This window comes from Candidatus Sodalis pierantonius str. SOPE, assembly GCF_000517405.1.
GTDB lineage: Bacteria > Pseudomonadota > Gammaproteobacteria > Enterobacterales > Enterobacteriaceae > Sodalis_C > Sodalis_C pierantonii.
The window spans coordinates 1,914,215-1,940,307 of record NZ_CP006568.1; the positions used below are offsets into that span (position 1 = coordinate 1,914,215).

Genomic DNA, 26,093 nt, shown 5'->3' on the forward strand with positions numbered 1-26,093 from the left:
GGCCCCCATGACACGCGGCGAGCGGGTGATCGCCTTTATTGAACGCTACATCATCGTTCCCGAGGGGGCACGGCTAGGACAGCCGCTACGGCTGGATGACTTCCAGAAACGTTTCCTGCAGGGGGTCTATGATAACCCCCAGGGTACCGATAAAGCCTATTTGAGCATTGCCCGCAAAAACGGCAAGACGGGGCTGATTGCGGGGTTGCTGCTGGCCCATCTGGTAGGGCCGGAAGCGGTGCAGAATTCGCAGATTATTAGCGGGGCCATGAGTCGGGAGCAGGCGGCGATTGTGTTTAATCTGGCGGTCAAGATGATCAACCTGAATCCTGCCCTTCAACCGTTGGTGCATATTATCCCCAGCGGAAAGCGCCTGGTGGGCAAGCCCTGGAACGTCGAGTACAAAGCACTGGCGGCGGAAGGCAAAACGACGCACGGTCTGTCGCCGGTGCTGGCCATTCTGGATGAAGTGGGACAAATTCGCGGCCCGCAGAGCGATTTCATTGACGCTATTGTTACCGCCCAGGGGGCGCATGAAAACCTGCTGCTTATCGCCATCAGTACCCAGGCCGCCAATGATGCTGACCTGTTTAGTGTCTGGCTGGATGATGCTGCCACCTCGGGCGATCCGCATATCGTTTCCCATGTCTATCAGGCTGACAAAGAGGCGGATTTATCCGATCCGGTGGCGTGGAGGGCCGCTAACCCGGCGCTGGGCACCTTTCGCTCCCTCAAGGACATGCAGCGTTTAGCGGAAATGGCTGCCCGGATGCCCAGTGCGGAAAACACCTTCCGTAACCTCAATCTGAATCAGCGGGTCTCTACCGTCTCGCCCTTTATCTCCCGCTCGGTATGGGAGAGCTGCGGCAAAGCCGTGGAGCCGATTACCGGGCGCTGCTACGCCGGGCTGGATTTGTCTGAAAAGAACGACCTGACCGCTCTGGTGCTGATAGGTCAGACGGCGTCCGGGCGCTGGAGCGTTTTGCCGTTTTTCTGGACGCCCGAAAAACCGCTGCATGATCGGGCGAAGAAAGACAGGGTGCCGTATGACGTCTGGGCGCGCCAAGGTCTGCTTAATACGACACCCGGTGCCAGTGTGGATTACGACGTGGTGGCGCGGGATATCGCGGCGATCCTCGGGGATTACGCGGTGGACGCCATTGCTTTTGACCGCTGGCGTATTGAGATTTTTCGCAAGGCGGCCCAGGACATCGGGCTGAGCCTGCCCCTGAAAGAATTTGGTCAGGGTTTTAAGGATATGGCCCCGGCGATTGATCGCCTGGAATCCCTGTTGCTGAACGGGCAACTGCGCCACGGCATGCACCCGGTGCTGACCATGTGTGCCGCGAATGCGGTGATCAATAAAGGATGCGGCCGGTAACCGCAAGCTGGACAAGGCCAAGGCTACCGGACGTATTGATGGCATGGTGGCGATGGCGGACGGTGCCCTGAACGGTGAAATGGCGGCCTCTGGCGGCGATTTCGAGGACTTTCTTTCGCGACCTCTGAGCATGTAATGACTGAAAAAATGACAGTATCGATTTGCGCACCCATAACGGGCTGTGGGCACGGCTGGCGTCCTGGTTTGTTGGCGGACGCTTGGTAACCCCGGCGCAGGGCTCGCAAACCGGCCTGGTCTCTGCCAGTGGCACGTTGGGCGATTCGCCTGTCATTGATGAGCGCATTCTGCAAATTTCTACCGTCTGGCGCTGCGTCAGTCTGATTTCCACCCTGACCACCTGCCTACCGCTGGACGTTTTCGAGACTGACCGCACGGATAATCGCACTAAGGTCGGCCTGGATAATCCGCTGGCGCGGTTACTGCGCTATTCCCCTAATCCGTATATGACCGCGCAGGAGTTTCGTGAGGCGATGACCATGCAGCTCTGTTTTTACGGCAACGCCTATGCGCTGATTGAGCACAACCGGGCCGGAGACGTGGTCAACCTTATTCCGCTGCTGTCGGCAAATATGGATGTGCTGCTGGAAGGCAGACAGATTATCTACAAATACCAGCGTGACCATGAGTTTGCGCGCTTCAGGCAGCATGAAATTTTCCATCTGAAAGGTCTTGGCTTTAACGGTCTGGTTGGCCTCTCCCCCATTCCCATGCCGCCAAATCCGGCGGCGTGGCGGTGGAGCAGCAGCAGCGAGAATTTTACGCTAACGGCTGCAAGTCGTCCAAAATTCTTTCGGTCGGCGATCATGTATTGAGTGCCGAGCAACGCGACCAGGTTGAAGCCAACTTCCGTGAAATCGCCGGTGGTCCGGTGAAAAAGCGGTTGTGGATTTTGGAGTCAAACTTTGTCGCCCATGATATCGGCGTCAGTCCACAGGATGCAGAGACGATGGCGGCGCGCAAGTTTCAGGTTAGTGAACTGGCGCGTTTCTTTGGCGTCCCGCCGCATCTGGTGGGTGATGTGGAAAAGTCTACATCGTGGGGTACCGGTATTGAGCAACAGAACCTGGGCTTTCTGCAATACACCCTGCAACCCTATATCACCCGCTGGGAGCAGTGTATCCAGCGCTGGCTGGTCAGGCCCGCTGACGTGGGGCGACTGCATGCTGAGCATAACCTCGATGGCTTGCTGCGCGGGGATTCAGCTTCACGGGCCACCTTTATGAAGGCGATGGGGGACGCGGGATTACGCACCATCAATGAAATGCGACGGCTGGATAACTACCCGCCGTTACCCGGCGGTGATGTCGCCACGTGGCAATCGCAAAACGTTCCACTGGATGAATTAGGCCATGCACCCCGCGAACACGGGGTGTTGCGTTAATAAGGGGCAAGGTATGCCGAGCATTCAAAAAACACTCGCCTTTGAACAGGCAGAAATTAAATTTACCGGGGACGTGACCCAGGGGATTTTCGACGGTTACGCGTCGGTATTCAACCACACCGATGCGGATGGCGATGTCTTTCTGCCCGGTGCCTTCAAGAAGGCGTTATCCAACCCGTCGCGTCAGGTCGCCATGTTTTTTAATCACCGAACCTGGGAGCTACCGGTCGGGAAATGGACGGCGCTGGACGAAGATGCCCGCGGTTTGCGGGTCAGGGGCGAGCTCACGCCCGGTCATCGTGGCGCGCAAGATCTGATGGCGGCCATGAAGCACGGTAGTGTGGAAGGGCTGTCTGTGGGCTTTCAGGCTCGGCGTGAGGATTATGACATCAGCCGCACGGGGCGTATTTACAAGAACGTTGCCGCCCTGCAGGAAATCAGCATCTGTACCTTTCCGGCCAATGAACAGGCCAACGTGTCGTCCATAAAGAGCCTTGACGGCATTGACAACATTCGCGATGCGGAAAACTGGCTGAGAGACTCTGCCGGTTTGTCCAAATCGCAGGCCATAGGGCTGATTGCCCGCATCAAGTCGGCCCTTCGGAGCGAGTCTGAAGGCGACACACTCGCCGCGCTGTGTGAGCGCATCAAAGCTTTCCCTCTTCAATTAGGAAAATAATATGTCTGAGTTATCGGATATCCAGAAAGCGATAGAAGACTCGCAGAAAAATATGTCACAGCTGTTTGACGCGCAGAAAAACGAGATCGCGGAAACCGGTCGTGTATCCAAACAATTACAGGACGATCTGATTAAGGTGCAGGAAGAGTTAAAAGCCGCCGGGACCCGTCTGTTTGACCTTGAGCAAAAAGGCGGGCCGGGGGCAGATAACCCGACGGTACAAAAAGGCTTCGCTGAACGGGCAGCGGAAGAGCTTACCCAGTCCTGGAACGGCAGCAAGGGTCACTTTGAGGCGAAAACCTTCAATAAATCCCTGGGCAGTGATGCCGCTTCGGCCGGAACGCTGATCCAGCCTATGCAGGTGCCGGGGATTGTGATGCCGGGATTGCGGCGTCTGGTGATACGCGATCTGCTGGCACAGGGGCGCATTTCCAGTAATTCTTTGGAATATGTGAAGGAAAAGCTGTTTACCAACAGCGCGGCACCGGTCAAGGAGAAGGCGCAAAAACCGGAGTTCGATCTGACGTTCGAGAAGCAGAGTACGACGGTTATCACCGTGGCGCACTGGGTGCAGGCTTCCCGTCAGGTGATGGACTATGCACCGATGCTGCAATCCTACGTCAATAACCGCTTGCTGTACGGCCTGGCGCTGGTTGAGGAAAACCAGTTGCTGAACGGCGATGGCACGGCGGATAACTTGACCGGCATCAATCATGTCGCCACCGCCTATGACACCACGCTAAACGCCAGCGGCGATACGCGGGCCGATTCAGATAGCCCATGCGATTTACCAGGTGAGTGAATCGGAATTTAACGCCTCTGGCATCATCCTGCATCCGCGTGACTGGCACACCATTGCGCTGCTGAAAGACAACGAAGGTCGCTATATCTTCGGCGGACCGCAGGCGTTTACCAGCAATATTATGTGGGGCCTGCCGGTGGTGCCGACCCGTGCCCAGACGCAGGGAACCTTTACCGTCGGTGCCTTTGACCTGGCCTCGCAAGTCTGGGATCGCATGGATGCCGCGATAGAAATCAGCCGTGAAGATCGCGACAACTTCGTAAAAAACATGCTGACCATCCTGTGTGAAGAGCGGCTGGCGCTGGCGCACTACCGTCCTCAAGCGCTGATTAAAGGCAGCTTTACCCCTGCCAGTGGAGGCGGTGGTAAAGGCGGCAAGGGTGGCACCGGCGGCGGTGAGTGATCCACGCTCAGGAGGCGGGCGGGTTATCCCGCCCTGATTATCTATGGCGATTGCCGTAACCGACCTGGTGCCGATTGACGAGCTCAGGACGCATATTGAGTTTGACGCAGAGGACCGCAACGCGCTGATTATCCGCTATGCCCAGGCGGCGTTGGACTACTGCCTGCGTTGGTGTGACGAGCCGCGCTGGAAGACGGCGGCGGATGTGCCCACCCTGGTGGTCTCTGCCCTGCTGCTGGTCTTTGCCGATCTGTTTGAGCACCGTACCCGGCAAAGTGAGGTGCAGCTTTACAAAAACCGGGCGGCGGAGCAACTGCTGTGGCCGTATCACAACTGGCGCGGTCACGGGGAGGATACCTGATGGAGCCGGGACGACTTCGTCATCGCGTTACCGTGCAGCGGGAGTCCGACGCAAAAGACGCCTACGGGCAGTCGGTCGGGTGGGAAACGGTGTACACGCTACCGGCGGATATTCGTGCGATCAGCGGGCGGGATTTTATTGCCGCCAGTGCCGAGCGTACCACGGTGACCACGAAAATCTTTATCCGCTATCACGCCGATATTCGCCCGACGCTGTGTCGACTGGTGCATAAGCCGCCGACCGGACGGGGCGAAGTGTATCGCATTATCGCTGCATTGCCGGATCGGCATTGTCGCCGTCTGGAACTGCTATGTGAAGAGGAATTTCAACGTGTTACTGGCAATTGAACAAGCACTTTCACGCTTATTGGGTGTGAAGGTTTACCAACTGTTGGGGACTCAGCATGATGGCGATTTTGTCACGGTACAGCAGATAAGCGACAGGCCGGTTGATGGCGGTCTGGTGAGTACCGGCCTGGTGATCGGACGGTATCAACTGAGCTTTGTTTCCCGCCGTTTCGAGCGTGTGCTGGCGATGGATAATCAGGTCTGGGCCGCCTGGCGCACGGTAGTGCATGGCGATATAGGCGGATGCCCAGTTCAGTATATCGAGCGTTCGCACCTGTACGACAGCCTGGAGGACAGCAAGTGGTACCGCCGGGTACGTGATTATCTGATTTACCACCCGGAGATCGCCTCATGATGACCGTGAAGGTTGAAGGTCTGGCCGCGCTTGGACAGCAGTTTGAGGCGCTGGGCCGTGATATGTCGACAAAAATCCTGCGGCAGGCGGGCCGGGCGGCATTAGCGTCGGTGCAAGACGATATGCGTCAACATGCCGGTTTTGACGCTGAGAGTAACGATCCTCATATGCGCGACAGCATCACCATACGCAGCAGCACACGCGGGCGGGCACAGCTCACCTTACGGGTTGGCCCCGGTAAAAAACACCGCATGAAAGCGCTGGCACAGGAATTTGGCACCGTGAAGCAGGTTGCGCACCGTTTTATTGGCCCGGCGATGAAATACCAGACATCCCACGTTTTACGCTTGCTGGCGGCGGAAATCCGTCGAGGCATCGAGAATCGGTAGCCTCTGCTACCTCCACCTAAAGAGAGAGTACCCTATGTCAACCAAAACATCCCCTGAGTATTCCACGTTACCGGTGGGTACCGTGGTGAAGTTCGGCGCGGTCGGGGCGGCGGTAACCGCCATGAAAGCGTTGAGAAATTGTCGGGCGATTGGCGCGACCGGTCAAATCGGCGGCTATATCGACTGTACTACATTGATTGATACCAACAAGCAGTTTATCTCCGATTTACCGGAAGGCCTGGAAAAATCCCTGGTGTTTCTTGATAATCCCGAGGATCCAGACTTCTCTGCATTTTTGACAGCAGCGCAAAATCGGGAAACCGTGCAGTTTTACATTGAATTGCCGAATAAACGAACGGCCACCATGATATTGGCGTTATCGGGCTGGGAGATGAATGAAATTAGCGCCCCGGCCAATGAAGCCATTCAGATCACCGTCAAAGGTAAGCAAAACACGCTGACCTGGGGAACAAAGACAACGCCCCCATCTGGCGGCGGTAGTGGTGGTAAAGGCACGGGTGGTGCAGGAGAGGGCGTATGAAGCAGACTGTTTACACCGACAACCTGAAAATGTCGTTGCTCAAACCGCTGAACACGGCGCAGGAATGTGAATTGTTAGGCGGGCGCTATTTTATCCGCCGTATGTCCGCGCTGGCGTTGCTTGAGCAGGAAGAGAAAGCGACGCAGGCGTTTGAGGCGGGGGATATGCGTCAGGCGTCGTTGCTGAACGTGCAGATGCTGCTGGATTGCCTGTGTGATCCGGACGGACAGCCGATCCCCTCCGATGCCCTGCCAACGGCTGATGCACTGATGGCGGCGCACGATAACGGCACGTTGCTGGATGCCATTGCCACGGTCAAACGCCATGCGGTGGGGTCACTGGAGGACGCGCAAAAAAACTGACCGACTCGCCCTGACTCTATTTTCTGTTTCAACTGGCAGAGTGCCTGGGCGAGGCGGATATTCGTAAACTGGCGGCGCTACCCGCCGCTGAGCTTCTTCACTGGCAGGCGTATTTGCTGATACAGGCAGCACCGCGTGACCCCCTACCTGTAAACGAGACTTCCCCCCCCCCCCGGCGCAGCCTGCCGTCTCAAACGTTGAGGCACAATGTGCTGCCGTGATGCGAGCGTTAGGATAACGATGGCAGATGTTGCTTCTTTGGCCGTAGGCCTGTACCTGAACAATGCGTTTACGCCCCAGCTGACGGCGGTTTATCGTCAGGCGGGCGACCAGTCGCGTCGCTTTGTGCGCGGCGTGCAACAGGACACTAAAAAAGCCGAAGTGGCCTACCAGCATCTGGCGTCCACTATTGGCGGCGTGGCCTCGCGACTGGCCGGGCTGGCGGGTGTGGGGTTTGAGCAGCTGAATGCGGCCATTCAGGTGCTGGCCGAGCGTGAAGTCAAGGGCGGACAGGCAGGCACGGCGCTACGAAACGTTATTCTGACGCTTGAAAAAGGCACCGATAAAACGCTGAAACCCTCAGTGGTCGGGCTGGTTGGCGCACTGGATACTCTGGCGAAGAAAAAGCTTTCCACAGCACAGGCGGTCAAGCTGTTTGGGGTGGAGAACATCAATGCCGCCTCCATTCTGGTGGATAATCGCGACAAGCTGGAGGCGCTGACGCATGCGTTGACCGGTACCCAGACCGCGTACGAGCAGTCAGCTATTCGGGTCAACAATCTCAATGGTGACCTGATGGGACTCACCAGCGCGTTTGAAGGGCTGGTTATTCAGGTCGGCCAGTCGGGGAACGGGCCGTTACGCACCGGGATACAAAATATTACCCGCGCCACTAATGCCTTGGCGGATAATTTCACCACCGTGGCATCAGTCGCACTCTATACCCTGATCCCGGTGCTGACCACCCGACTTACCGCAGGCTTGCGGGAAAGCGTCGCAGGCTGGGTCGCACAACAACAGGCGGCCAAAGCCGCCGCGACACAACAGGCCGCAACCGCCCGTGCCACTCTCGAGCAGGCGCAGGCATCAAGACAGCTGGCACAGGAGCAGGCGCGTTATCTGGCGGCCCAGACGGCGGTAAACCGGGCGAACGGTATCCAGCTAAGCTAGCAGCGTGAGCATATCGCATTAAGCCGCACGTTACGCGGATCCCGTCTTGCCGAGGTACGGGCCACCGAGCAGTTAGCGGCAGCCAACGCACGACTGTCCGTCTCGGCGCGGGCGGTCTCGGCGGCAGTGTCCGTGGCACGCGGGGCGCTCTCCCTGGTGGGTGGCCCCCTGGGGGCGGCCATGCTGGCGGGCTCCGCCTTGCTCTATTTTCATCAAAAGGCCAAAGACGCCCGTGAGTCAGCGATTGGGCTGAAAGAGGCGGTGATGAAGACCATCGAGGCGCTGATGGCGCTGTCGTCAAAACAGCTGGATGTCAAGGTGCTGGATTTGTCGGCGCAGTATCAAAACCAAATCACCCAGCGTAACCAGCTGATGAAGGCGGTGCAGGATTACGACAGTCGTCTGGAAGGCCTGAGTGCCTTTGATCCTTTCGGCCAGCGTTCAGGGGTGGAGGCGGATAAAAAACGCGCCCTGGCAGATTTGGAAGCCGTCAATCAAGGGGCACAAACCGTTAAGACTTCGCTGGACAATGCGCACCAGGCGCTTGCGCGTCTGAAGGCAGGGGCGTACGGCCCCGTCAAGCCGAAACAGGCAACACCGCAGGAAACGCTCAAAACGCCCTGGTCCGGTCAGGACAGCCTCACAGAGAAATCGGATCAAAAACGGGCGCGCGATCAGTATCAGCAGTTGCGCCAGGAGATTGAACAAGCTCACGCCGGTAGTTTACAGCGCCTTGCCCTGCAAGAGCAGGCGGCGCAGTCACGGTTGCTGGCGTGCGCCAATGCCGCTGGGGCGGCACAGTCTGACCTCCAGCGCGTGCAGGGGATGCAGGCGGAGAATTATCAGCGGCAGCGCCAGCAGCTGGCTGAGCGCTATTCCCCGGTCAAAACGCAGCTACGCCACGAGCGGGACGCCAGCCGCGAACTGAACGCGTTGTGGGCGGCGCGCTTGCTGAGCGAGCAGGACTACCAAACGGCCCGCCGCCAATTGGCCTATACCCGTACGCAGGCGTTAGTAAAAGCACAGGCCGAGTCTGCCGCCGCCCCCCGTCTTAGTCTTGCCGGTGAGGTTGACCCCGTAATCGCCCTGCAAAACCAGCTGGTCCGGCAACAAAGTCTTCTGGATGCGTACTATGCCAATGGCAGCCTGAGCAAAGCCCAGTACGAAGCGCTGATGCAAAAAACCGCTCAGTACTCGGCGGACGCGCAATATCAGGCCGCATTAGCACTGTATGGCGGCCAAAGCCGGTTGCACAAGCTGTCCCTGTCGCTGGCGGAGACCCTGCGCGAACGGACAACCAATATGTTGACCGGCCTGCTGACCGGGGCCCGCTCTTTCAAGGAGAGTCTGTCGGGGTTGTTTGCCTCACTGGCGCAATCGGTCATCAAAAATCTGGTGGACATGGCGGCGCAGGCGCTTATCACCAAAACACTTCTCTCCTTGTTTATGGGCGGTTTTGGCGGCAACGGGAGTTCTGCGGCCAATGCGTTCAGCAGTGGAGCCTATAACGGGCTGACCCTGAACACTAAAGGCGGCGTCTACGTCTCCCGGAGTCTGAGCGCCTTTAGCGGGCAGGTGGTCAGTCAACCGACGCTGTTTGCGTTTTCCCACGGCGCGGGGCTGGTGGGGGAATCCGGCCCGGAGGCGATTATGCCTATCAAGCGTGGGTCAGACGGTCGGCTGGGCGTGCAGGCCGTGGAGAGGGGCGGACGCGGTGGCGATGTGATTGTGAATATGGGGGGCTTCGTTTTCACTACCGATGAACGCAGTGACAGCGCGGCCGGGGCGGGGATGGATGTTAATGGCATCGCGAACCAATTAAAGCCACTCATTATCAATGTGGTCAATGAACAGGCGGGCAGACAGGGCTCCCCCCTCTGGTATGCCATTAAGGAACGGTAAAGATGGACACATTTAGCTGGCCTGTCAGGGTAAACAGCAGTGAACAACTGAAGGTTGCGACGATTGAAGCGCAATTCGGCGAGGGTTATAAGCAGGTGAGCAGTAAAGGCATTCATGATGTCAGCGAAAGCTGGTCACTGAGTTGTAACGGCGATCGGGAGTCGCTGCTGGCTGTTCGGCATTTTCTGATAAATCACGTGACCCGGGCCTTCTGGTGGGTTAACCCCTGGGGGGAGAAAAAACGCTATCGCGTCAAGTCCGATGCGATCCGGACGCGATTTCTTCACGGCTCTCTGGTGGAAATGGGTTTTACTTTCGAGGAGGCGTTTTCGCCATGAATCTGACGCAGGATTTACAGTCGCTTGAGCCGGGATCGCTGGTTCAGCTGGTCGAAGTTGACGGCACGGCATTTGGTATGGATAGGGTGCTGCGCTTTCATGCCCATAATATCAATGTTGACGGCTGGGCCTCCTTTGCCGGGGAAAGCCTGCCCTCTATCCGCTGGCAGGGCAACGAGTACGATCCGCATCCTTACACCGTGACCGGACTGGCATTAACCAGTACCGGGTCGCAGCCACAGCCCGGGCTGTCGGTGGCGGACGGTTGTCGTCTGACTGCAAGCCGCGTTTTGGTCCCGACCAGCCTTTACCGTTCGGTGGTCAACCCGGCGCTAACCTCCAGGGGCGGTAACATGGATGAGACGCTGTTAGGCCCCATCCGCGAGCATGTGGCGTGGGAATACCCGAAAGAAGCATGCGGGCTGATTGTCCAGACGGCCCCGGGGGCATACTACCTGCCGTGTCGCAATATCCACCCGTCTCCGACGGACCATTTTACGCTTTCCCCGGACGATTATGCGCAGGCGGAAGTGCAGGGCGATATCGTGATGATAGTGCATTCGCATCCCGATGTAGTGCGGCTCCTTCCCTCAGAGCTTGACCGGCTACAGTGCGATTATAGCGGGGTGGAATGGGGCATTATGTCATGGCCGGACGGGGATTTTTGCACCCTGTCGCCCAGAGGGGAACGGCCACTGACGGGGCGGGCCTGGGTGCTGGGGTTTGATGACTGCTGGACACTGATTATGGACTACTACCGGCAGACGTACGGCATTCAATTGCCTAATTTCTCTGTGGCGTATGAATGGTGGACGGAAGGACAGGAAAACCGCTACGACGATAACTGGCAAGGGGCAGGTTTTGTCGAGGTTGCGCCTGAGACGATGCGCTCTGGCGACATTATCATGATGCAGGTATCGGCCCCGGTCACCAATCACGCTGCCGTCTATCTCGGGGATAATCTTATGCTTCACCATTTGTTTGGCAAACTGTCGGCACGAACGCCATATGGCCGCTATTACCGAGACAGAACGGTGCGCATCGTGCGCCACAAGGAGCGTTTACATGCTGAGAACCATTAAACTGAAAGGGACGCTGGGCAAACGCTTTGGCCGCACTCACCGTTACCATGTTGCCGATGTGAAAGAGGCTCTCCGGGCGCTTTGCGTCACGCTGCCCGGCTTTGAAAAATATATGAGCAACGCCCACCATGACGGTATTCGTTTTGCTTTCTTTAACGGCAAGGAAAATATCGGCATTGAGCAGTTTGATATGAGTAAGGGTGACCGGAATATTGCCATTATGTCGGTGATTGAAGGGGCCAAACTCGGAGGCTTGTTACAGGTGGTGTTGGGTGCCGCTGCGCTGGCCGGGGCCTTTTTTACCGCAGGAACGTCGCTGGCGCTGTTCGGCGTGGCGGCATCAACCCTGCTTACCGGCCTGGGAACCTCGATGCTGCTGGGTGGTGTGGTGCAGCTGATGACGCTGCAGCCCAATTACGGCGTCGGAAAATCATCAAGCGCTGATAATAAACCCAACTGGCGCACCTGTCAACACGGTGGCGATGGGCTACCCGGTGCCGGTGTTGTACGGCCAGCGGGAAATCGGCGGTGCAGTCATCAGCGCCGGTGTTTTTGCCAGCGACCAGCAGTAGGTAAACCATGCAACTGCTTAAAAATTTTATCCTGAGTGCCCCACCAGTAAAACAGCAAGCGCCGAGTGAAGACGAAATTAAACAGATATTGCGTGATGACCTCGATATTACCTGTCAATACCTCGATTGGCGCACGCCTTGTTGGAAAGAAAAGAATCGGGTTCATAACTGGCGAAACTATGCCACACCGCAGCTTATTGAGATATGGAGCACTTTTTCTGATGAACAAAAGCGTGTGATTGCATTCACATTGGATCGCATTGCAGAAGACGAGCATTGGGAATAAGGCTCAACGTGACTGAAAAGCAATCGTCTTGATGAAGTAATAGGTAAACCATGCAACTGCTTAAAAACGCAACAATAATCCAGGGGGCCAAAGGCGGCGGCGGTGGCGGCCATACGCCCACGGAACAGAGCGATAACCTGCTGTCGGTGTCGAAGCTTAAAATGCTGCTGGCCCTTTCTGAAGGTGAAATCCAGGGCGAGCTAACCGCACAAAATATCTTTATAGGCAATACCCCGCTGGCGAATGACGATGGGTCGTATAATTTTACCGGCGTCGTCTGGGAATACCGCAAGGGCACGCAAGATCAGGACTACATTCAGGGCATGCCGGAGGTGGATAATGAGGTAGCGGTCGGGATAAGCCTGTTTAGAAATTTGTGTATTTGCCTGATTTTGATATGTTCAATCCAACATCAAAAACAGGTTAATTTATGGACGAAAAACAGTTGCAGGCTCTGGCTAACGAACTGGCCAAAAATCTCAAAACCCCTGAAGATCTCAGTCACTTCGATCGGCTGCTGAAAAAAATCAGCGTCGAAGCAGCTCTCAATGCCGAAATGACCCATCACCTCGGCTACGATAAAAATCAGCCTAAACCGGGGACAAACGCCCGCAACGGCTATTCCACAAAAACCGTTACCACTGGCGATGGCCCGCTGGCGCTGCGTACTCCGCGCGATCGTGACGGTTCCTTTGAACCGCAACTGGTGAAGAAGAACCAGACCCGGATTACCGGGATGGATAACCAGATTTTATCGTTGTACGCCAAAGGGATGACCACCCGCGAGATCGCCGCCGCGTTCAAAGAGCTGTATGACGCCGATGTCTCGCCGGCGCTGGTCTCAAAGGTCACCGATGCGGTCATGGAGCAGGTTGTCGAATGGCAAAACCGGCCTCTGGATGCAATCTATCCCATTGTTTATCTTGACTGTATCGTTCTAAAAGTCCGGCAGGACAGCCGCATCATCAACAAATCTGTGTTCCTGGCGCTGGGCATCAACATCGAAGGCCAGAAAGAGTTGCTAGGTATGTGGCTGGCCGAAAATGAAGGCGCAAAGTTCTGGCTGAACGTGCTGACAGAGCTGAAAAACCGCGGCCTGAACGATATCCTTATCGCCTGCGTAGACGGGCTGAAAGGTTTCCCTGACGCTATTAACGCGGTGTATCCGGAGGCGCGGCTCCAGCTGTGTATCGTGCATATGGTGCGCAACAGCCTGCGGTTCGTCTCCTGGAAGAACTACAAGGCCGTCACCCGCGACCTGAAAGCTATCTATCAGGCCCCTACGGAAGAAGCCGGCTTTGCAGGCGTTGGAAGCGTTCTCCAGTGCCTGGGACATCCGCTACCCGCAAATAAGTCGAAGCTGGCAGGCAAACTGGGCCAATCTAGCCACGTTCTTTGCCTACCCAACGGACATCCGCAAGGTGATCTACACGACCAACGCCATCGAGTCGTTAAACAGCGTGATCCGGCATGCCATCAAAAAGCGCAAGGTGTTCCCGACCGACGACGCAGTGAAAAAGGTGGTGTGGCTGGCGAGACAGGCGGCCTCACAGAAATGGACAATGCCTTTGAGGGACTGGCGCATGGCAATGAGCCGCTTTATTATCGAGTTCGGTGACCGCCTGGACGGTCACTTCTGAGAAAAGGCATTTACACAGAATCGTGTACAGGGTCGTACAGGGTCGTACAGGGTCGTACAGGGTCGTACAGGGTCATGCATCGCACCATTTACCAGTGACGTCAGTATTTCCTCTTTCGGCAGCCCAGCGGCTTTGTTGAATAAATCGAACTTTTAGGTGACTGGCGGCTCTGATCACTACATTCGTTTCAACATCAGGTCCCCATGGCAAAGCAAAAGTTTAAAATTACCAACTGGCCCGCATACAACAATGCGCTCAGGCAGCGGGGGGACCTGACAGTATGGCTTGATGAGTCAGCCATTGCTGCATGGACTGAGAGTACACCACCTGAACATCGTGGCCGGCCGCTTCACTACACCGATATGGCCATTACCACGGTTCTGATGATAAAGCGCGTGTTTAACCTTTCGCTCCGGGCGTTACAGGGTTTCGTTGACTCAATTTTTAAACTGATGGGGCTGTCGCTGCGCTGCCCAGATTACTCTCTGGTCAGCCGGCGAGCAAAAACCGTCGACATCAGCATAAAAACGCCAACCCGCGGCGAAATCTCACACCTGGTCATCGATGGCACCGGCCTGAAAGTCTTCGGCGAAGGCGAATGGAAAGTCAGGCAGCATGGGGCTGAGAGGCGCAGAGTATGGCGCAAGCTTCATCTGGCAGTAGATAGCGTGACACATGAAATTATCTGTGCCGATTTATCGCTAAGCGGTACGACAGATGCGCAGGCGCTGCCCGGGCTGATTAACCAAACCCACCGGAAAATCAGGGAAGCGTCGGCTGACAGTGCTTACGATACGCGTTACTGTCATGATGCTCTGCTGAGGAAAAAAATAAAGCCGCTTATCCCACCGCGGAGTGGTGCGCAATATTGGCCAGCTCGATACCATGAGCGTAACCATGCGGTGGCAAATCAGCATCTGAGCGGCAATAACGATACCTGGAAAAAGAAAGTAGGTTATCACCGGCGTTCACTGGCTGAAACGGCCATGTTCCGGTTTAAAACACTTCTGGGTGGTCATCTGAGTCTGCATGACTATGACGCGCAGGTAGGTGAGGCAATGGCAATGGTTAAAGCACTTAACCGGATCACGCTGTTAGGAATGCCAAGAGCCTGTTTAGAAATTTGAGTATTTGCCTGATTTTGATATGTTCAATCCAACATCAAAAACAGGTTAATTTATGGACGAAAAACAGTTGCAGGCTCTGGCTAACGAACTGGCCAAAAATCTCAAAACCCCTGAAGATCTCAGTCACTTCGATCGGCTGCTGAAAAAAATCAGCGTCGAAGCAGCTCTCAATGCCGAAATGACCCATCACCTCGGCTACGATAAAAATCAGCCTAAACCGGAGACCAACGCCCGCAACGGCTATTCCACAAAAACCGTTACCACTGGCGATGGCCCGCTGGCGCTGCGTACTCCGCGCGATCGTGACGGTTCCTTTGAACCGCAACTGGTGAAGAAGAACCAGACCCGGATTACCGGGATGGATAACCAGATTTTATCGTTGTACGCCAAAGGGATGACCACCCGCGAGATCGCCGCCGCGTTCAAAGAGCTGTATGACGCCGATGTCTCGCCGGCGCTGGTCTCAAAGGTCATCGATGCGGTCATGGAGCAGGTTGTTGAATGGCAAAACCGGCCTCTGGATGCAGTCTATCCCATTGTTTATCTTGACTGTATCGTTCTAAAAGTCCGGCAGGACAGCCGCATCATCAACAAATCTGTGTTCCTGGCGCTGGGCATCAACATCGAAGGCCAGAAAGAGTTGCTAGGTATGTGGCTGGCCGAAAATGAAGGCGCAAAGTTCTGGCTGAACGTGCTGACAGAGCTGAAAAACCGCGGTCTGAACGATATCCTTATCGCCTGCGTAGACGGGCTGAAAGGTTTCCCTGACGCTATTAACGCGGTGTATCCGGAGGCGCGGCTCCAGCTGTGTATCGTGCATATGGTGCGCAACAGCCTGCGGTTCGTCTCCTGGAAGGACTAACAAGGCCGTCACCCGCGACCTGAAAGCTATCTATCAGGCCCCTACGGAAGAAGCCGGCTTGCAGGCGCTGGAAGCGTTCTCCAGTGCCTGGGACATCCGCTACCCGCAAATAAGTCGAAGCTGGCAGGCAAACTGAGCCAATCTGGCCACGTTCTTTGCCTACCCAACGGACATCCGCAAGGTGATCTACACGACCAACGCCATCGAGTCGTTAAACAGCGTGATCCGGCATGCCATCAAAAAGCGCAAGGTGTTCCCGACCGACGACGCAGTGAAAAAGGTGGTGTGGCTGGCGATACAGGCGGCCTCACAGAAATGGACAATGCCTTTGAGGGACTGGCGCATGGCAATGAGCCGCTTTATTATCGAGTTCGGTGACCGCCTGGACGGTCACTTCTGAGAAAAGGCATTTACACAGAATCGTGTACAGGGTCTGTTGACGCCATACTTATTCGGCGTTTTGTCTTTTTTCTGGCAATAGATATTAATGTAATTTGCTTTCTTTCCGTCCTCGGTTTCAACTGAAAACTCAATGGATTCTGCCCCGCTCTGGCTGGTCATATACTTCGCTTCCAGAATGGTAACGACGTAAGCGCCAGATTCAGTAATAAATTCGCCTTGACCGGCTGCCAGTGCTGCTTCTTGATTGTAAGTGAAGGTCACGTTATTCATGCTATTTTTTCCTTAATCGTGTGGATGTTATTGATGCCATAGTAAGCGCAGATAGCGTCATCAATGGCTTTAAGGTCATTGTCAACCAGTGTTTCGCTAAACATGCCCATAGGACTCTTGCAGCAGTCCTGCTCGTTGGTTTGCGTAGAGAAGAGGTAATTACCGTTATTGACAACGGCCCGCAATACAATGGTGAAATAACCTTCCGGGGTAATAACCTGGTCAACCATTTTTCCTACGGTTTTAACGTGTATACCTCCATTATCGTCAGTATGAGAATGCGTTAGAATGTAGACGCGGCGATGCTCTGCCAGCGCCCCGGCAAGATTAAATGTGTCCCATGCTATTTTCCCTATGTCGGTAAATTTGTCATAACCCCGTTGGGTCGCTCGTCTCATAAACTCATCAACAAGGACACTTTGAAAGTCATCAATAACAATGATATCTTTATTGTGCGCTCTTAATATATCTAATATCTTGACTGGGTCATTTGTCCTTGCGACGTTAAGCCCCACTTTCCAGCCAGAAGATTTAAATGGCAGTGGTTTATTGATGCACTGAATAATCCCTGTTTTTTCTGGGTCAAGATTTCTCAGACTGGTAGATTTGCCACTACCTGATTCGCCCAATACTAATGTTGCTATACTCATCGTTCACCTCAAAAAGGTTCGTTACCGTTCGGCATGAAGTATTTGATATTTAGCTTTGCGGTATGTGCATAATGCAATGATTACTTCTTGGCTTCATGCATGCCTAATCGACGATATTCAAGCGCCTGAATTAAGCAGAAGCGTCGCCATTCCTGATTGATTCGCAGTGTTTGCGGGAAGTCAGCCAGTTTACTTGATGAGCTCATTTCTCCTCCGTGCTTCATATATCTTGATGGTGATATCCCATAGCAACGCGTCGTGAAATCGTAGAGATTCGGCGATTTGCAGATTCCGACGTATCCGATCAGCTGTTCCGGCGACATCCGATCAGTTATTCCGATATTTTCCGATCACCCATTCCAGTGATATTCGATCACGTGTTCGCTCATCTTCTGACTCGGGTTTAGTCTATTTTTCCTGTGCTGGCTACTCCTTGCTCTTTGCGTAGTGATTCGCCTTTAAGTTCCAGTCTATAGCTGGGGGTGTACTAACCGATCGAGTAACGCGTCAGCTGTAGTGGGGTTTTCTATCAGTCCATACCATTTTTTCACCGGCAGTTGACTGATCAGGATGCTGCTGCTTTTGTCGTAGCGATCTTCCATCACCTCCAACAGCATCGTTGCCTACATCGGACTTATTGATTCTAGGCCCACGTCGTCCAAGATCAGTAACTCTATTTTTTCTAACTGCTTAAGCTGTTTTAGATAGGTCCCGTATACCTGACACTGGTGAAGATGGGCCAGCAACCGACCCACTCGCCAGTAACGCACGCTATATTGCTGCCGGCATGCCTGCTCACCAAGCGCACAACTGAGCCAGGTTTTGCCCGTACCTGTCGACCCCGTGGTGAGTATGCTTTTCTGATATTTCAGATATTGTCCCCCTAGCAGATCTCGCATCTGTTCCGGTGTCACTCCTCGGCTAGGGATATAGCGGATATCTTCCGGTTTTGCCTGCAAGCGCATTTGCGATTGCCGTCGCAGACGGCATATATGGTTGTTTTTTCTATGCAAATTTTCCGATTCTACCATCAGCGACAACCTCTCCTCGAACCCCAGCTCCCCATAACTCCCCGGGAGTTCGCGTTGCGTCTCCAACGCCTGGACCATTGCCGACAACTTCAGCTCTCGCAGAGCCATTAACAGTGTATCCATATTTATTCTCCTTAGTGATAACTGTCCGGACCTCGGAGGTTTTCGTGAACCAGCATTGATACGCCGGCTCCGTCCTGGGTGACCTCACTTTCACGACTGTGTTTCAATACGTTGGCTATGAAAGAGCGGTTAATGCACCCTTTCTCCAACGCCAGCGCGCAGGCCTTCTCCAGTCGCGTCGTCTCATAGCGCCGTTGCAGATTGAGTAGCCCCAGCACGGAGCGGTAAGCCTGCTCCGGATGGGCTTTGCTCTTTTGGATGGACTCGACCACTTTCAGTGTGCACACACCCACCGACAGCGCCCAACTGCACAGCCTTTCCGGCGTCCACTGACTCTGCCCCTTATGGTTAGCCGGCATGTGCGCCGCCTGAGTCGTGTGCCTATAGGCGTTATCGCTGCGAGGGTGCGTAGCCACGCAGACGCCCTTATGGTGGATTTGCACCAGCCGTTGGGTGGCGATGACGTCAACGCGCTCGCCAACCAGCGGATGCGGCACCGAGTACCAGTTTTTGCCGTAGTCTATGTGGTAATCAGGTCCCACTCGGGCAACGAGATACTCACTGTATTCCCATTGTGTGGGCGGTAGAGGCCCAAGAGCCGGTTTGTCCAGCTGCTCGAAGCGTTCAAGGCGACTTTGTCCGCCGTAATGACGCATCGGGCGCAGATTCAACTCATGATTGAGTTCTCGTATCACCTGGTTGAGTTCGGCCAGCGAGTAGAACCTACGTTTACGCAACCGGGCCAAAACCCAGCGTTCTACCAGCTGCACAGTTGATTCTGCCTTCGTCTTGTCTTTCGGTTTTCTCGGGCGCGCCGGTAGCACCACTGTCTCATAGTGATTTGCCAGCGCCTGGTAGCTCTGGTTCATGACCGGCTCATAGCGGTCAGGGGTGCTGACAGCGCTGCGCAGATTATCAGGTATCATCAGCTCCGGAACCCCACCCATGAAGTGCAGGCAGCGGCTATTGGCGTTGAGCCACGATGCCATGTCCTGGCCTTCGCAGGCTTCGATATACGCATAGCCTGACACGCCCATGGCAGCGACGAAGATAGCGACCTGGCGTACGCTACCGGTCGCAGGGTTGACGATAGGTACGGTGGGGCCACAGAAGTCGATGAAGAGCTTTTCGCCAGCCTTGTGCTCCATGCGCATGGAACGCCGCTGCTTTTTTTTCCAGTCACGGAACAGTACACAAAACTGTGAGTAACCGAGGGCATCACCGCCCACGGCGGACTGATATTCCATCCAGAGCAGCTGCTTGGTCATGCCCTTGCGGCTTAACTCGGTATCGATATCAAGCCAGCTGGGTAATGTATTGATAACTTTTCCGGATTTGCCGGGATAGAGCAGGCGGTCGAGGTCGACGGGGGACAGTTCCGCCGGCAATGGCCAGACCAGGTTAACTACCGTGAATCGGCCGAGGATATCGTGCACGGTAGTACAGCCTATGCCGAGCGCTGCTGCGATAGTGCGATTCGAGCGACGCTGCACGAATTTCATAACGTAAAACCGCTGTGTTGAATAAATCCGAAATTTGTGACGACTTCCTCCCTATCAGGGCGATTGTTACATGATGCGGACGCTGTTTGGCATTCCTAACAGCGTGATCCGGTTAAGCGCTTTGACCATTGCCATAGCCTCACCTACCTGCGCGTCATAGTCATGCAGACTCAGATGACCACCCAAAAGTGTTTTAAACCGGAACATGGCCGTTTCAGCCAGTGAACGCCGGTGATAACCTACTTTCTTTTTCCAGGTATCGTTATTGCCGCTCAGATGCTGATTTGCCACCGCATGGTTACGCTCATGGTATCGAGCTGGCCAATATTGCGCACCACTTCGCGGTGAGATAAGCGGCTTTATTTTTTTCCTCAGCAGAGCATCATGACAGTAACGCGTATCGTAAGCACTGTCAGCCGACGCTTCCCTGATTTTCCGGTGGGTTTGGTTAATCAGCCCGGGCAGCGCCTGCGCATCTGTCGTACCGCTTAGCGATAAATCGGCACAGATAATTTCATGTGTCGCGCTATCTACTGCCAGATGAAGCTTGCGCCATACTCTGCGCCTCTCAGCCCCATGCTGCCTGACTTTCCATTCGCCTTCGCCGAAGATTTTCAGGCCGGTGCCATCGATGACCAGGTGTGAGATTTCGCCGCGGGTTGGCGTTTTTATGCTGATGTCGACGGTTTTTGCTCGCCGGCTGACCAGAGAGTAATCTGGGCAGCGCAGCGACAGCCCCATCAGTTTAAAAATCGCGTCAACGAAACCCTGTAACGCCCGGAGCGAAAGGTTAAACACGCGCTTTATCATCAGAACCGTGGTAATGGCCATATCGGTGTAGTGAAGCGGCCGGCCACGATGTTCAGGTGGTGTACTCTCAGTCCATGCAGCAATGGCTGACTCATCAAGCCATACTGTCAGGTTCCCCCGCTGCCTGAGCGCATTGTTGTATGCGGGCCAGTTGGTGATTTTAAACTTTTGCTTTGCCATGGGGACCTGATGTTGAAACGAATGTAGTGAATCAGAGCCGCCAGTCACCTAAAAGTTCGATTTATTCAACAAAGCCACGTAACACATTAATATAGATGCACATTTCCGTTCTCGCTTTCTTCTTTTTACGTGCCATGCCCCCGAAAGCCGCTTTGTTGAATAAATCCGAAATTTGTGACGACTTCCTCCCTATCAGGGCGATTGTTACATGATGCGGACGCTGTTTGGCATTCCTAACAACGTGATCCGGTTAAGCGCTTTGACCATTGCCATAGCCTCACCTACCTGCGCGTCATAGTCATGCAGACTCAGATGACCACCCAGAAGTATTTTAAACCGGAACATGGCCGTTTCAGCCAGTGAACGCCGGTGATAACCTACTTTCTTTTTCCAGGTATCGTTATTGCCGCTCAGATGCTGATTTGCCACCGCATGGTTACGCTCATGGTATCGAGCTGGCCAATATTGCGCACCACTTCGCGGTGGGATAAGCGGCTTTATTTTTTTCCTCAGCAGAGCATCATGACAGTAACGCGTATCGTAAGCACTGTCAGCCGACGCTTCCCTGATTTTCCGGTGGGTTTGGTTAATCAGCCCGGGCAGCGCCTGCGCATCTGTCGTACCGCTTAGCGATAAATCGGCACAGATAATTTCATGTGTCGCGCTATCTACTGCCAGATGAAGCTTGCGCCATACTCTGCGCCTCTCAGCCCCATGCTGCCTGACTTTCCATTCGCCTTCGCCGAAGATTTTCAGGCCGGTGCCATCGATGACCAGGTGTGAGATTTCGCCGCGGGTTGGCGTTTTTATGCTGATGTCGACGGTTTTTGCTCGCCGGCTGACCAGAGAGTAATCTGGGCAGCGCAGCGACAGCCCCATCAGTTTAAAAATCGAGTCAACGAAACCCTGTAACGCCCGGAGCGAAAGGTTAAACACGCGCTTTATCATCAGAACCGTGGTAATGGCCATATCGGTGTAGTGAAGCGGCCGGCCACGATGTTCAGGTGGTGTACTCTCAGTCCATGCAGCAATGGCTGACTCATCAAGCCATACTGTCAGGTCCCCCCGCTGCCTGAGCGCATTGTTATATGCGGGCCAGTTGGTGATTTTAAACTTTTGCTTTGCCATGGGGACCTGATGTTGAAACGAATGTAGTGATCAGAGCCGCCAGTCACCTAAAAGTTCGATTTATTCAACAAAGCCCCCGAAAGCTAAAAGTCTCCAGAGTATGGCGGAACAGAAGATGAGCGATCGGACAGAATCGGAATCGCTGATCGGGCGACCGGAATCAGTGATCGGATGAAATCAGAATTAGTGATCGGGTGAAATCGGAATCAGTGATCGGATGTGACCGGAACCAGCACGATTAGCGCCTGAATTAATTTATTGGCATAGCTCATAGAGGATTGCCTTCCTGCCGGAGAATATCGATAAGTTTCCTGCATCCATTCCTCAGCCATTTTATGATTTTATCCAATTGGGTTTCTTCCGGGTGATAGCTCCCCATGAGGGCAGCATTACCCGCGAATGCGTAATTCATGGGGTGCTCCTGTTATTATATTGTTATTTGTGTATTGTATGTTGCGTGACTCATGGTTTTCCAACTCTGACCGTTATCTTTCGATAACATACGCCAGCAAAGGGAAAGCCGTATTGATAAATAGTCTGTTCGTCGGATACGTCTCGCGTGGATAAGACCTTCACGGTACAGGCGTTCAAATCGCTTCGCCCGCTCTCTTACCCCGATGGATATTTTAGGTTTCATGCTCTTTCTCCAGTTTACTGAGAATCTTCTGTAATGTTTCGGCCTGTACAAATTGCACAGCAATACATTCAAACGTCAGCCTGACGCCGAGCAGTGTCAGTAATGCCAATATACCGTCGGTGACTTGCATATAGGGCGCGGCTGTACCGCTGAACGATGCAAGGGCCAGCACCAGACAAGCAATGCATGAAATAATGAACAGCGTGTTGATAATCTTCAGTGTCCAGAATGTTTTAAACATGGGCATGCTCCATTATTGCGTCGATAAGCTCCTGGGCATCTACGGTAAATCGTTCCAGGGTTTTACAACCTCCAACTTTAGCCCCGGCCACTCTGCATCCGACATCGTCATCAGAAACGAGCAGAGAAAAACCACCTTCCTGATTGTGACTTATTTCTATGTGAACTTTCTTACCACGGAAATTATTCATCAATACTTACCTCCTGCGGGCATGGACGCTGCTGCAATGGTTCCTGCTGGCGGGCATCCTGAGTTTAATGTTTAAATATGTTATTCCGAAACTGCGGGGCGGCTGACGTACATCCTCGTCAACTTGTTCCCTTCCTGGTGTGCAGATGCTTCCAGTGCAAAACTGAACCAGAGGTTAATCATCGGCCTCTTCAAACTCGCCGTTTGCATTAAGCACATAGCAGGTATCCGGTTTCACGCCGTTATCACCCACCCTGCTGGCGCGGATGTGGATAATGTTGCCCTCACTATTGCGATAGCACAGTACAATTGCGCCGCCCTCAGCGGCTTTGGCCTTACCCTGCGCGCCGAGAGACGCGGCAACCGATCCGAAGCCGCTAACGCCTGCGGCTGACTGGTCGCCCGCATTGGTGGCGACGGACTGGTAGCCGGTGTTGGTGGCAACTGACCCGTCGCCAGTGTTGATAGCGGCTGACCCGCGGCCTGCAATGATCGTCTGTTCTGCGGACTTATCAATTTTACTTGCTATGCACTCGACGGCGCGGCCAACCATTTGGTGGAGGGACAGTTCCTTCTTAATGGTAATTGTGCTACTGGTGAGTTTGCCGCTTCCCGCTTCATGGGCGATATCGCCGGATACCTCAACCTCGGCAAAACGATGGTTTGCTGGCTCGTAGTAGCAGAAGACATCGAGCGGATATTCGCAGGCATGGAAACCTGAACTACAGATTTCTACCGCGCCCTCGTGCAGGTAGGTTTTCCCGATCTCGAACTGATAATCACGGCAAGTCATATCGGCGTTAAAGCCTTTGTAGGCGGTGATTTTGGTCATGGTGTTTATCCTTATGCAGCCTGAAGATATTTGTCGTGGGTGAATTCGCCGTTCCAGTCTTTCTTCATCGGAAGCTCGCCTTTCAGATAGTGGCGATAAAGCCATTTAGCACCGTCTTGTAACAGAATGACTTCATATAATTGCATGTCGCCTTTATATGATTTGATGGTATATGGTGATTCAGTGAAATATTTATCACGTGCGTGAGCTTTCACGCGCCATATATGGGACTTGTTCGTGTCTTTTTGCGCGTCGTAGAGAAAATTACGTTCGGCCAAAAACAGGCTGACACGGTTGATATTCACGCCGTTGAGTTGCTTGCAGAACTTGACCGGCGTCATTCCTGTTTGAAATAAGTTTTGTAAGCAATGAATCTCTTCTTCTTGCTTCTTGTTGACCAATGCCAGATGTTGTTTTTCCTCTGCAAGTTCGGCAGCGAGGCGCAGTGCATCGGGGTATGTTTGCGGAATAGCTGGCTTCTTGGCTTGTTCCTCCAGTTCACGCCAGCGCTTGACAACTTTATGGCGAAGCTCAATGCTGTATCCCATGACGAGTGTCATCGTTAAGTCCTGGTCAAGCAAAAACTCCTGATAGACGCGTCCTTTGCTGTCTTTGTAATCAGCCGAAAAGTCGGCCGATTGAATATTGAGCGCCTCGAACATTTTGCGGCAGTCCTCCAGCACGTGTTTATGCTGCTTTTCGGTCAACTCCGCAATTTCGCGGCTGGACATGGTTAATGTTTGTGCAATGGTTAAATTTTGCATGCAGATATACCTCGTTGGTTAAAACGATAATGGAACCCCGGCACGATACCGGGGCAGGATGAGTGATTAGTGGCGTTGCAGGAACTGGCTAACGTTCGCCTGTTGCCATTTTTCGAGCGCGTGGGTTATCCTTGTTTCTTATTTTTTACGGTGCCGCCAGTTAAGGCAAAAAACACCAGCCGGACCTGAAAGACAGAAAACAGATTATTTAAAGAGTAAAGGTTAAATTTGCTTTTTATTGCATCAAGCATCTTTTCAACTGTTACGTAAGCAACATCACGCGCTGCTGCAATCTCTTTTTTGGATAGGCCAAGAGAAAAGAGCATTGCTGTTTCAAGCTGCTCTATCGTGGTCAGCTCAGGGAAAACATCACGGAATTTCTCTACTTGCTTTACGTCGAAGGACTTCATGCTGCACCCTCAACTTTCAGTAGGTGGATACGCTGACGCGGGGTCAGATGCTTCGAGGCGAATGCAAAATGAACAATCTCGCTGTGGGTGAACGGTTGCACTTTCAATGCGCGTGCGGGCGCTGTACTCTTTTTCATAGCTCAAATCCTATGTTAGTAGGTTTTGGGTTAGGTGTCTGTTGGGATGTGTGGTCCCTTCAGGCACCGCCAGTTTTGTTGTATTTCACTTCTTGCGGGCTGCACAAAATCGCTGTAGCCCTTGTGGAATGCGGGCTCTTCTGCTCGCAAGCTCCATTACGCCGACGTCAAAAGCTTTATGAATGCCTCACGCATTTTTGCTGTGAGCTACCAACGGGCAGTGGTAACGCCCATTTCCGTGGGTTTCAGGATGATTCCGCCTCTCTCGCCAGAGTAGACCTCAAGGCCGGTGATACGCGGCTCCCAATGTTCAATACCATTAGGCACGATAAGCGTTTGGTTATAGTTCATGGAGGTAACTCCTTCCGTTGATGTGGTGGATACGCTACACTTGGCCTAAACAGGAGGATTACCCATGGGCCAAGTTGCATTTGATACTTTGCAGGCGTCAGAAGAGCTTCAAACCGCCGGACTTACCAGTGAGCAAGCCAAGGCGATTTTGCTCGTTGTACGCAAGTCTCACGAGGTGGCGGATGTGGCTACGAAGCGTGACCTTGAGGATATGCACAAAGATTTAACGGTTCAGATAACCGATGTTCGTAAAGATATGGACGCTCGCTTCGAGAAGACTGAAGCTCAGATCGCCTTACTCCGTAAGGATGTTGAACATACTGCGAATGGGTTACTGATAAAACTGAGTGCTGTGATGCTTGCTATCGCCGGTCTGGCATCAACCATTGTCACTGTGGTCATTAAGCTGCTTTGATTTTCAGCAACATACCTCCT

Annotated in this window: 28 protein-coding genes and 8 pseudogenes; 23 read left to right on the forward strand and 13 right to left on the reverse strand. The window is 53.9% G+C overall.

Annotation, left to right across the window (positions count from 1 at the left end; all coding sequences use genetic code 11):
- Positions 1–7 precede the first annotated feature (7 nt).
- From SOPEG_RS09815 to SOPEG_RS09905, 21 genes and pseudogenes are all read left to right on the forward strand, one after another.
- On the forward strand, positions 8–1,381 hold the full coding sequence (locus tag SOPEG_RS09815) for a terminase large subunit (RefSeq protein WP_236851738.1): 1,374 nt from the start codon (positions 8–10) through the stop codon (positions 1,379–1,381).
- Positions 1,382–1,536: 155 nt separating this feature from the next.
- Positions 1,537–2,783: pseudogene (locus SOPEG_RS09820) on the forward strand (phage portal protein).
- 13 nt (positions 2,784–2,796) lie between these two features.
- Positions 2,797–3,462 carry an HK97 family phage prohead protease gene (locus SOPEG_RS09825; protein ID WP_025245206.1) on the forward strand — a complete coding sequence of 222 codons (666 nt, stop codon included), beginning with the start codon at positions 2,797–2,799 and terminating at the stop codon, positions 3,460–3,462.
- Between the two features lies 1 nt (position 3,463).
- Positions 3,464–4,667: pseudogene (locus tag SOPEG_RS09830) on the forward strand (phage major capsid protein).
- Between the two features lie 43 nt (positions 4,668–4,710).
- Positions 4,711–5,028 carry a head-tail connector protein gene (locus tag SOPEG_RS09835; RefSeq protein WP_025245207.1) on the forward strand — a complete coding sequence of 106 codons (318 nt, stop codon included), beginning with the start codon at positions 4,711–4,713 and terminating at the stop codon, positions 5,026–5,028.
- Positions 5,028–5,375 (forward strand): phage head closure protein, encoded by a 348-nt coding sequence (locus tag SOPEG_RS09840; protein ID WP_025245208.1) that lies wholly within the window; start codon positions 5,028–5,030, stop codon positions 5,373–5,375. Before SOPEG_RS09835 ends, SOPEG_RS09840 begins: the two co-directional genes overlap by 1 nt.
- Positions 5,359–5,730, forward strand: a complete 372-nt coding sequence (locus tag SOPEG_RS09845; protein WP_025245209.1) for a hypothetical protein — start codon at positions 5,359–5,361, stop codon at positions 5,728–5,730. The genes SOPEG_RS09840 and SOPEG_RS09845 overlap by 17 nt, the downstream gene beginning before the upstream one ends.
- Complete coding sequence (locus SOPEG_RS09850; protein ID WP_025245210.1) at positions 5,727–6,119, forward strand: HK97-gp10 family putative phage morphogenesis protein; 393 nt, start codon at positions 5,727–5,729, stop codon at positions 6,117–6,119. Before SOPEG_RS09845 ends, SOPEG_RS09850 begins: the two co-directional genes overlap by 4 nt.
- A gap of 34 nt (positions 6,120–6,153) precedes the next feature.
- Positions 6,154–6,660, forward strand: coding sequence for a hypothetical protein (locus tag SOPEG_RS09855; RefSeq protein WP_025245211.1), 507 nt, complete (start codon positions 6,154–6,156; stop codon positions 6,658–6,660).
- Positions 6,657–7,022, forward strand: a complete 366-nt coding sequence (locus SOPEG_RS09860) for a phage tail protein (RefSeq protein WP_025245212.1) — start codon at positions 6,657–6,659, stop codon at positions 7,020–7,022. Before SOPEG_RS09855 ends, SOPEG_RS09860 begins: the two co-directional genes overlap by 4 nt.
- A 240-nt stretch (positions 7,023–7,262) precedes the next feature.
- Positions 7,263–8,108: pseudogene (locus tag SOPEG_RS31175) on the forward strand (phage tail tape measure protein); the annotation flags it as partial.
- Between the two features lie 216 nt (positions 8,109–8,324).
- Positions 8,325–10,094, forward strand: coding sequence for a phage tail tape measure protein (locus tag SOPEG_RS31180; protein ID WP_051419608.1), 1,770 nt, complete (start codon positions 8,325–8,327; stop codon positions 10,092–10,094).
- 2 nt (positions 10,095–10,096) lie between these two features.
- A complete protein-coding gene (locus tag SOPEG_RS09870; RefSeq protein ID WP_025245213.1) occupies positions 10,097–10,432 on the forward strand; it encodes a phage tail protein in 336 nt (111 codons plus the stop codon).
- Positions 10,433–10,509: 77 nt separating this feature from the next.
- Positions 10,510–10,683 (forward strand): annotated as a pseudogene (locus SOPEG_RS29440) (phage minor tail protein L); the annotation flags it as partial.
- 102 nt (positions 10,684–10,785) lie between these two features.
- Positions 10,786–11,514 carry a C40 family peptidase gene (locus tag SOPEG_RS09875; RefSeq protein ID WP_025245214.1) on the forward strand — a complete coding sequence of 243 codons (729 nt, stop codon included), beginning with the start codon at positions 10,786–10,788 and terminating at the stop codon, positions 11,512–11,514.
- The gene (locus tag SOPEG_RS09880) at positions 11,498–12,121 is read left to right on the forward strand and encodes a tail assembly protein (RefSeq protein ID WP_417903439.1); all 624 of its coding nucleotides are present in this window, start codon (positions 11,498–11,500) and stop codon (positions 12,119–12,121) included. The genes SOPEG_RS09875 and SOPEG_RS09880 overlap by 17 nt, the downstream gene beginning before the upstream one ends.
- Entirely contained in the window at positions 12,094–12,372 is a 279-nt protein-coding gene (locus tag SOPEG_RS29445) for a hypothetical protein (protein ID WP_025245215.1), read from the forward strand. The genes SOPEG_RS09880 and SOPEG_RS29445 overlap by 28 nt, the downstream gene beginning before the upstream one ends.
- Positions 12,373–12,422: 50 nt before the next feature.
- Positions 12,423–12,737 (forward strand): annotated as a pseudogene (locus SOPEG_RS09890) (hypothetical protein); the annotation flags it as partial.
- A gap of 65 nt (positions 12,738–12,802) precedes the next feature.
- Positions 12,803–14,012, forward strand: a pseudogene (locus SOPEG_RS09895) (IS256-like element ISSoEn2 family transposase).
- A 203-nt stretch (positions 14,013–14,215) separates the two neighbouring features.
- Complete coding sequence (locus SOPEG_RS09900; protein ID WP_025245217.1) at positions 14,216–15,139, forward strand: IS5 family transposase; 924 nt, start codon at positions 14,216–14,218, stop codon at positions 15,137–15,139.
- Between the two features lie 52 nt (positions 15,140–15,191).
- A pseudogene (locus SOPEG_RS09905) lies at positions 15,192–16,401 on the forward strand (IS256-like element ISSoEn2 family transposase).
- Here SOPEG_RS09905 and SOPEG_RS09915 read toward each other — a convergent pair.
- The 10 genes and pseudogenes from SOPEG_RS09915 to SOPEG_RS09945 form a co-directional block, all read right to left on the reverse strand.
- Positions 16,392–16,673 carry a hypothetical protein gene (locus SOPEG_RS09915; RefSeq protein ID WP_025245219.1) on the reverse strand — a complete coding sequence of 94 codons (282 nt, stop codon included), beginning with the start codon at positions 16,671–16,673 and terminating at the stop codon, positions 16,392–16,394. The pseudogene SOPEG_RS09905 and the gene SOPEG_RS09915 sit on opposite strands and share 10 nt — an antisense overlap.
- Positions 16,670–17,323 (reverse strand): ATP-binding protein, encoded by a 654-nt coding sequence (locus SOPEG_RS09920; RefSeq protein WP_025245220.1) that lies wholly within the window; start codon positions 17,321–17,323, stop codon positions 16,670–16,672. The genes SOPEG_RS09915 and SOPEG_RS09920 overlap by 4 nt, the downstream gene beginning before the upstream one ends.
- Before the next feature lie 80 nt (positions 17,324–17,403).
- Positions 17,404–17,646: a hypothetical protein gene (locus SOPEG_RS27360; protein ID WP_148297045.1), complete on the reverse strand. Its 243-nt coding sequence runs from the start codon at positions 17,644–17,646 to the stop codon at positions 17,404–17,406.
- Positions 17,647–17,726: 80 nt separating this feature from the next.
- Positions 17,727–18,477, reverse strand: a pseudogene (istB, locus tag SOPEG_RS09925) (IS21-like element ISSoEn3 family helper ATPase IstB).
- 11 nt (positions 18,478–18,488) lie between these two features.
- Entirely contained in the window at positions 18,489–19,979 is a 1,491-nt protein-coding gene (istA, locus tag SOPEG_RS09930) for an IS21 family transposase (protein ID WP_025245221.1), read from the reverse strand.
- Between the two features lie 66 nt (positions 19,980–20,045).
- Positions 20,046–20,969 carry an IS5-like element ISSoEn1 family transposase gene (locus SOPEG_RS09935; RefSeq protein WP_025245222.1) on the reverse strand — a complete coding sequence of 308 codons (924 nt, stop codon included), beginning with the start codon at positions 20,967–20,969 and terminating at the stop codon, positions 20,046–20,048.
- Positions 20,970–21,173: 204 nt separating this feature from the next.
- Complete coding sequence (locus tag SOPEG_RS09940) at positions 21,174–22,097, reverse strand: IS5-like element ISSoEn1 family transposase (protein WP_025243834.1); 924 nt, start codon at positions 22,095–22,097, stop codon at positions 21,174–21,176.
- 268 nt (positions 22,098–22,365) lie between these two features.
- A complete protein-coding gene (locus SOPEG_RS27365) occupies positions 22,366–22,509 on the reverse strand; it encodes a protease FtsH-inhibitory lysogeny factor CIII (RefSeq protein WP_148297046.1) in 144 nt (47 codons plus the stop codon).
- 15 nt (positions 22,510–22,524) lie between these two features.
- Entirely contained in the window at positions 22,525–22,734 is a 210-nt protein-coding gene (locus SOPEG_RS31185) for a ParE family toxin-like protein (protein WP_071882165.1), read from the reverse strand.
- On the reverse strand, positions 22,724–22,975 hold the full coding sequence (locus SOPEG_RS09945; protein ID WP_025245050.1) for a hypothetical protein: 252 nt from the start codon (positions 22,973–22,975) through the stop codon (positions 22,724–22,726). Before SOPEG_RS09945 ends, SOPEG_RS31185 begins: the two co-directional genes overlap by 11 nt.
- On the opposite strand from SOPEG_RS09945, the gene SOPEG_RS28235 reads away from it, so the two are divergent.
- On the forward strand, positions 22,974–23,240 hold the full coding sequence (locus SOPEG_RS28235; RefSeq protein ID WP_025245223.1) for a hypothetical protein: 267 nt from the start codon (positions 22,974–22,976) through the stop codon (positions 23,238–23,240). The genes SOPEG_RS09945 and SOPEG_RS28235 overlap by 2 nt on opposite strands.
- Before the next feature lie 99 nt (positions 23,241–23,339).
- Here the strand turns inward: SOPEG_RS28235 and SOPEG_RS09955 are convergent, their stop codons facing one another.
- The 3 genes from SOPEG_RS09955 to SOPEG_RS09965 form a co-directional block, all read right to left on the reverse strand.
- On the reverse strand, positions 23,340–23,996 hold the full coding sequence (locus tag SOPEG_RS09955; protein WP_025245224.1) for a DUF7666 domain-containing protein: 657 nt from the start codon (positions 23,994–23,996) through the stop codon (positions 23,340–23,342).
- An 11-nt stretch (positions 23,997–24,007) separates the two neighbouring features.
- Positions 24,008–24,760 carry a Rha family transcriptional regulator gene (locus SOPEG_RS09960; protein WP_025245225.1) on the reverse strand — a complete coding sequence of 251 codons (753 nt, stop codon included), beginning with the start codon at positions 24,758–24,760 and terminating at the stop codon, positions 24,008–24,010.
- A gap of 125 nt (positions 24,761–24,885) precedes the next feature.
- The gene (locus SOPEG_RS09965; protein ID WP_025245226.1) at positions 24,886–25,170 is read right to left on the reverse strand and encodes a helix-turn-helix transcriptional regulator; all 285 of its coding nucleotides are present in this window, start codon (positions 25,168–25,170) and stop codon (positions 24,886–24,888) included.
- Positions 25,171–25,722: 552 nt separating this feature from the next.
- Here SOPEG_RS09965 and SOPEG_RS09970 point away from each other — a divergent pair.
- Positions 25,723–26,073 (forward strand): CCDC90 family protein, encoded by a 351-nt coding sequence (locus SOPEG_RS09970; RefSeq protein ID WP_025245227.1) that lies wholly within the window; start codon positions 25,723–25,725, stop codon positions 26,071–26,073.
- Positions 26,074–26,093 lie beyond the last annotated feature (20 nt).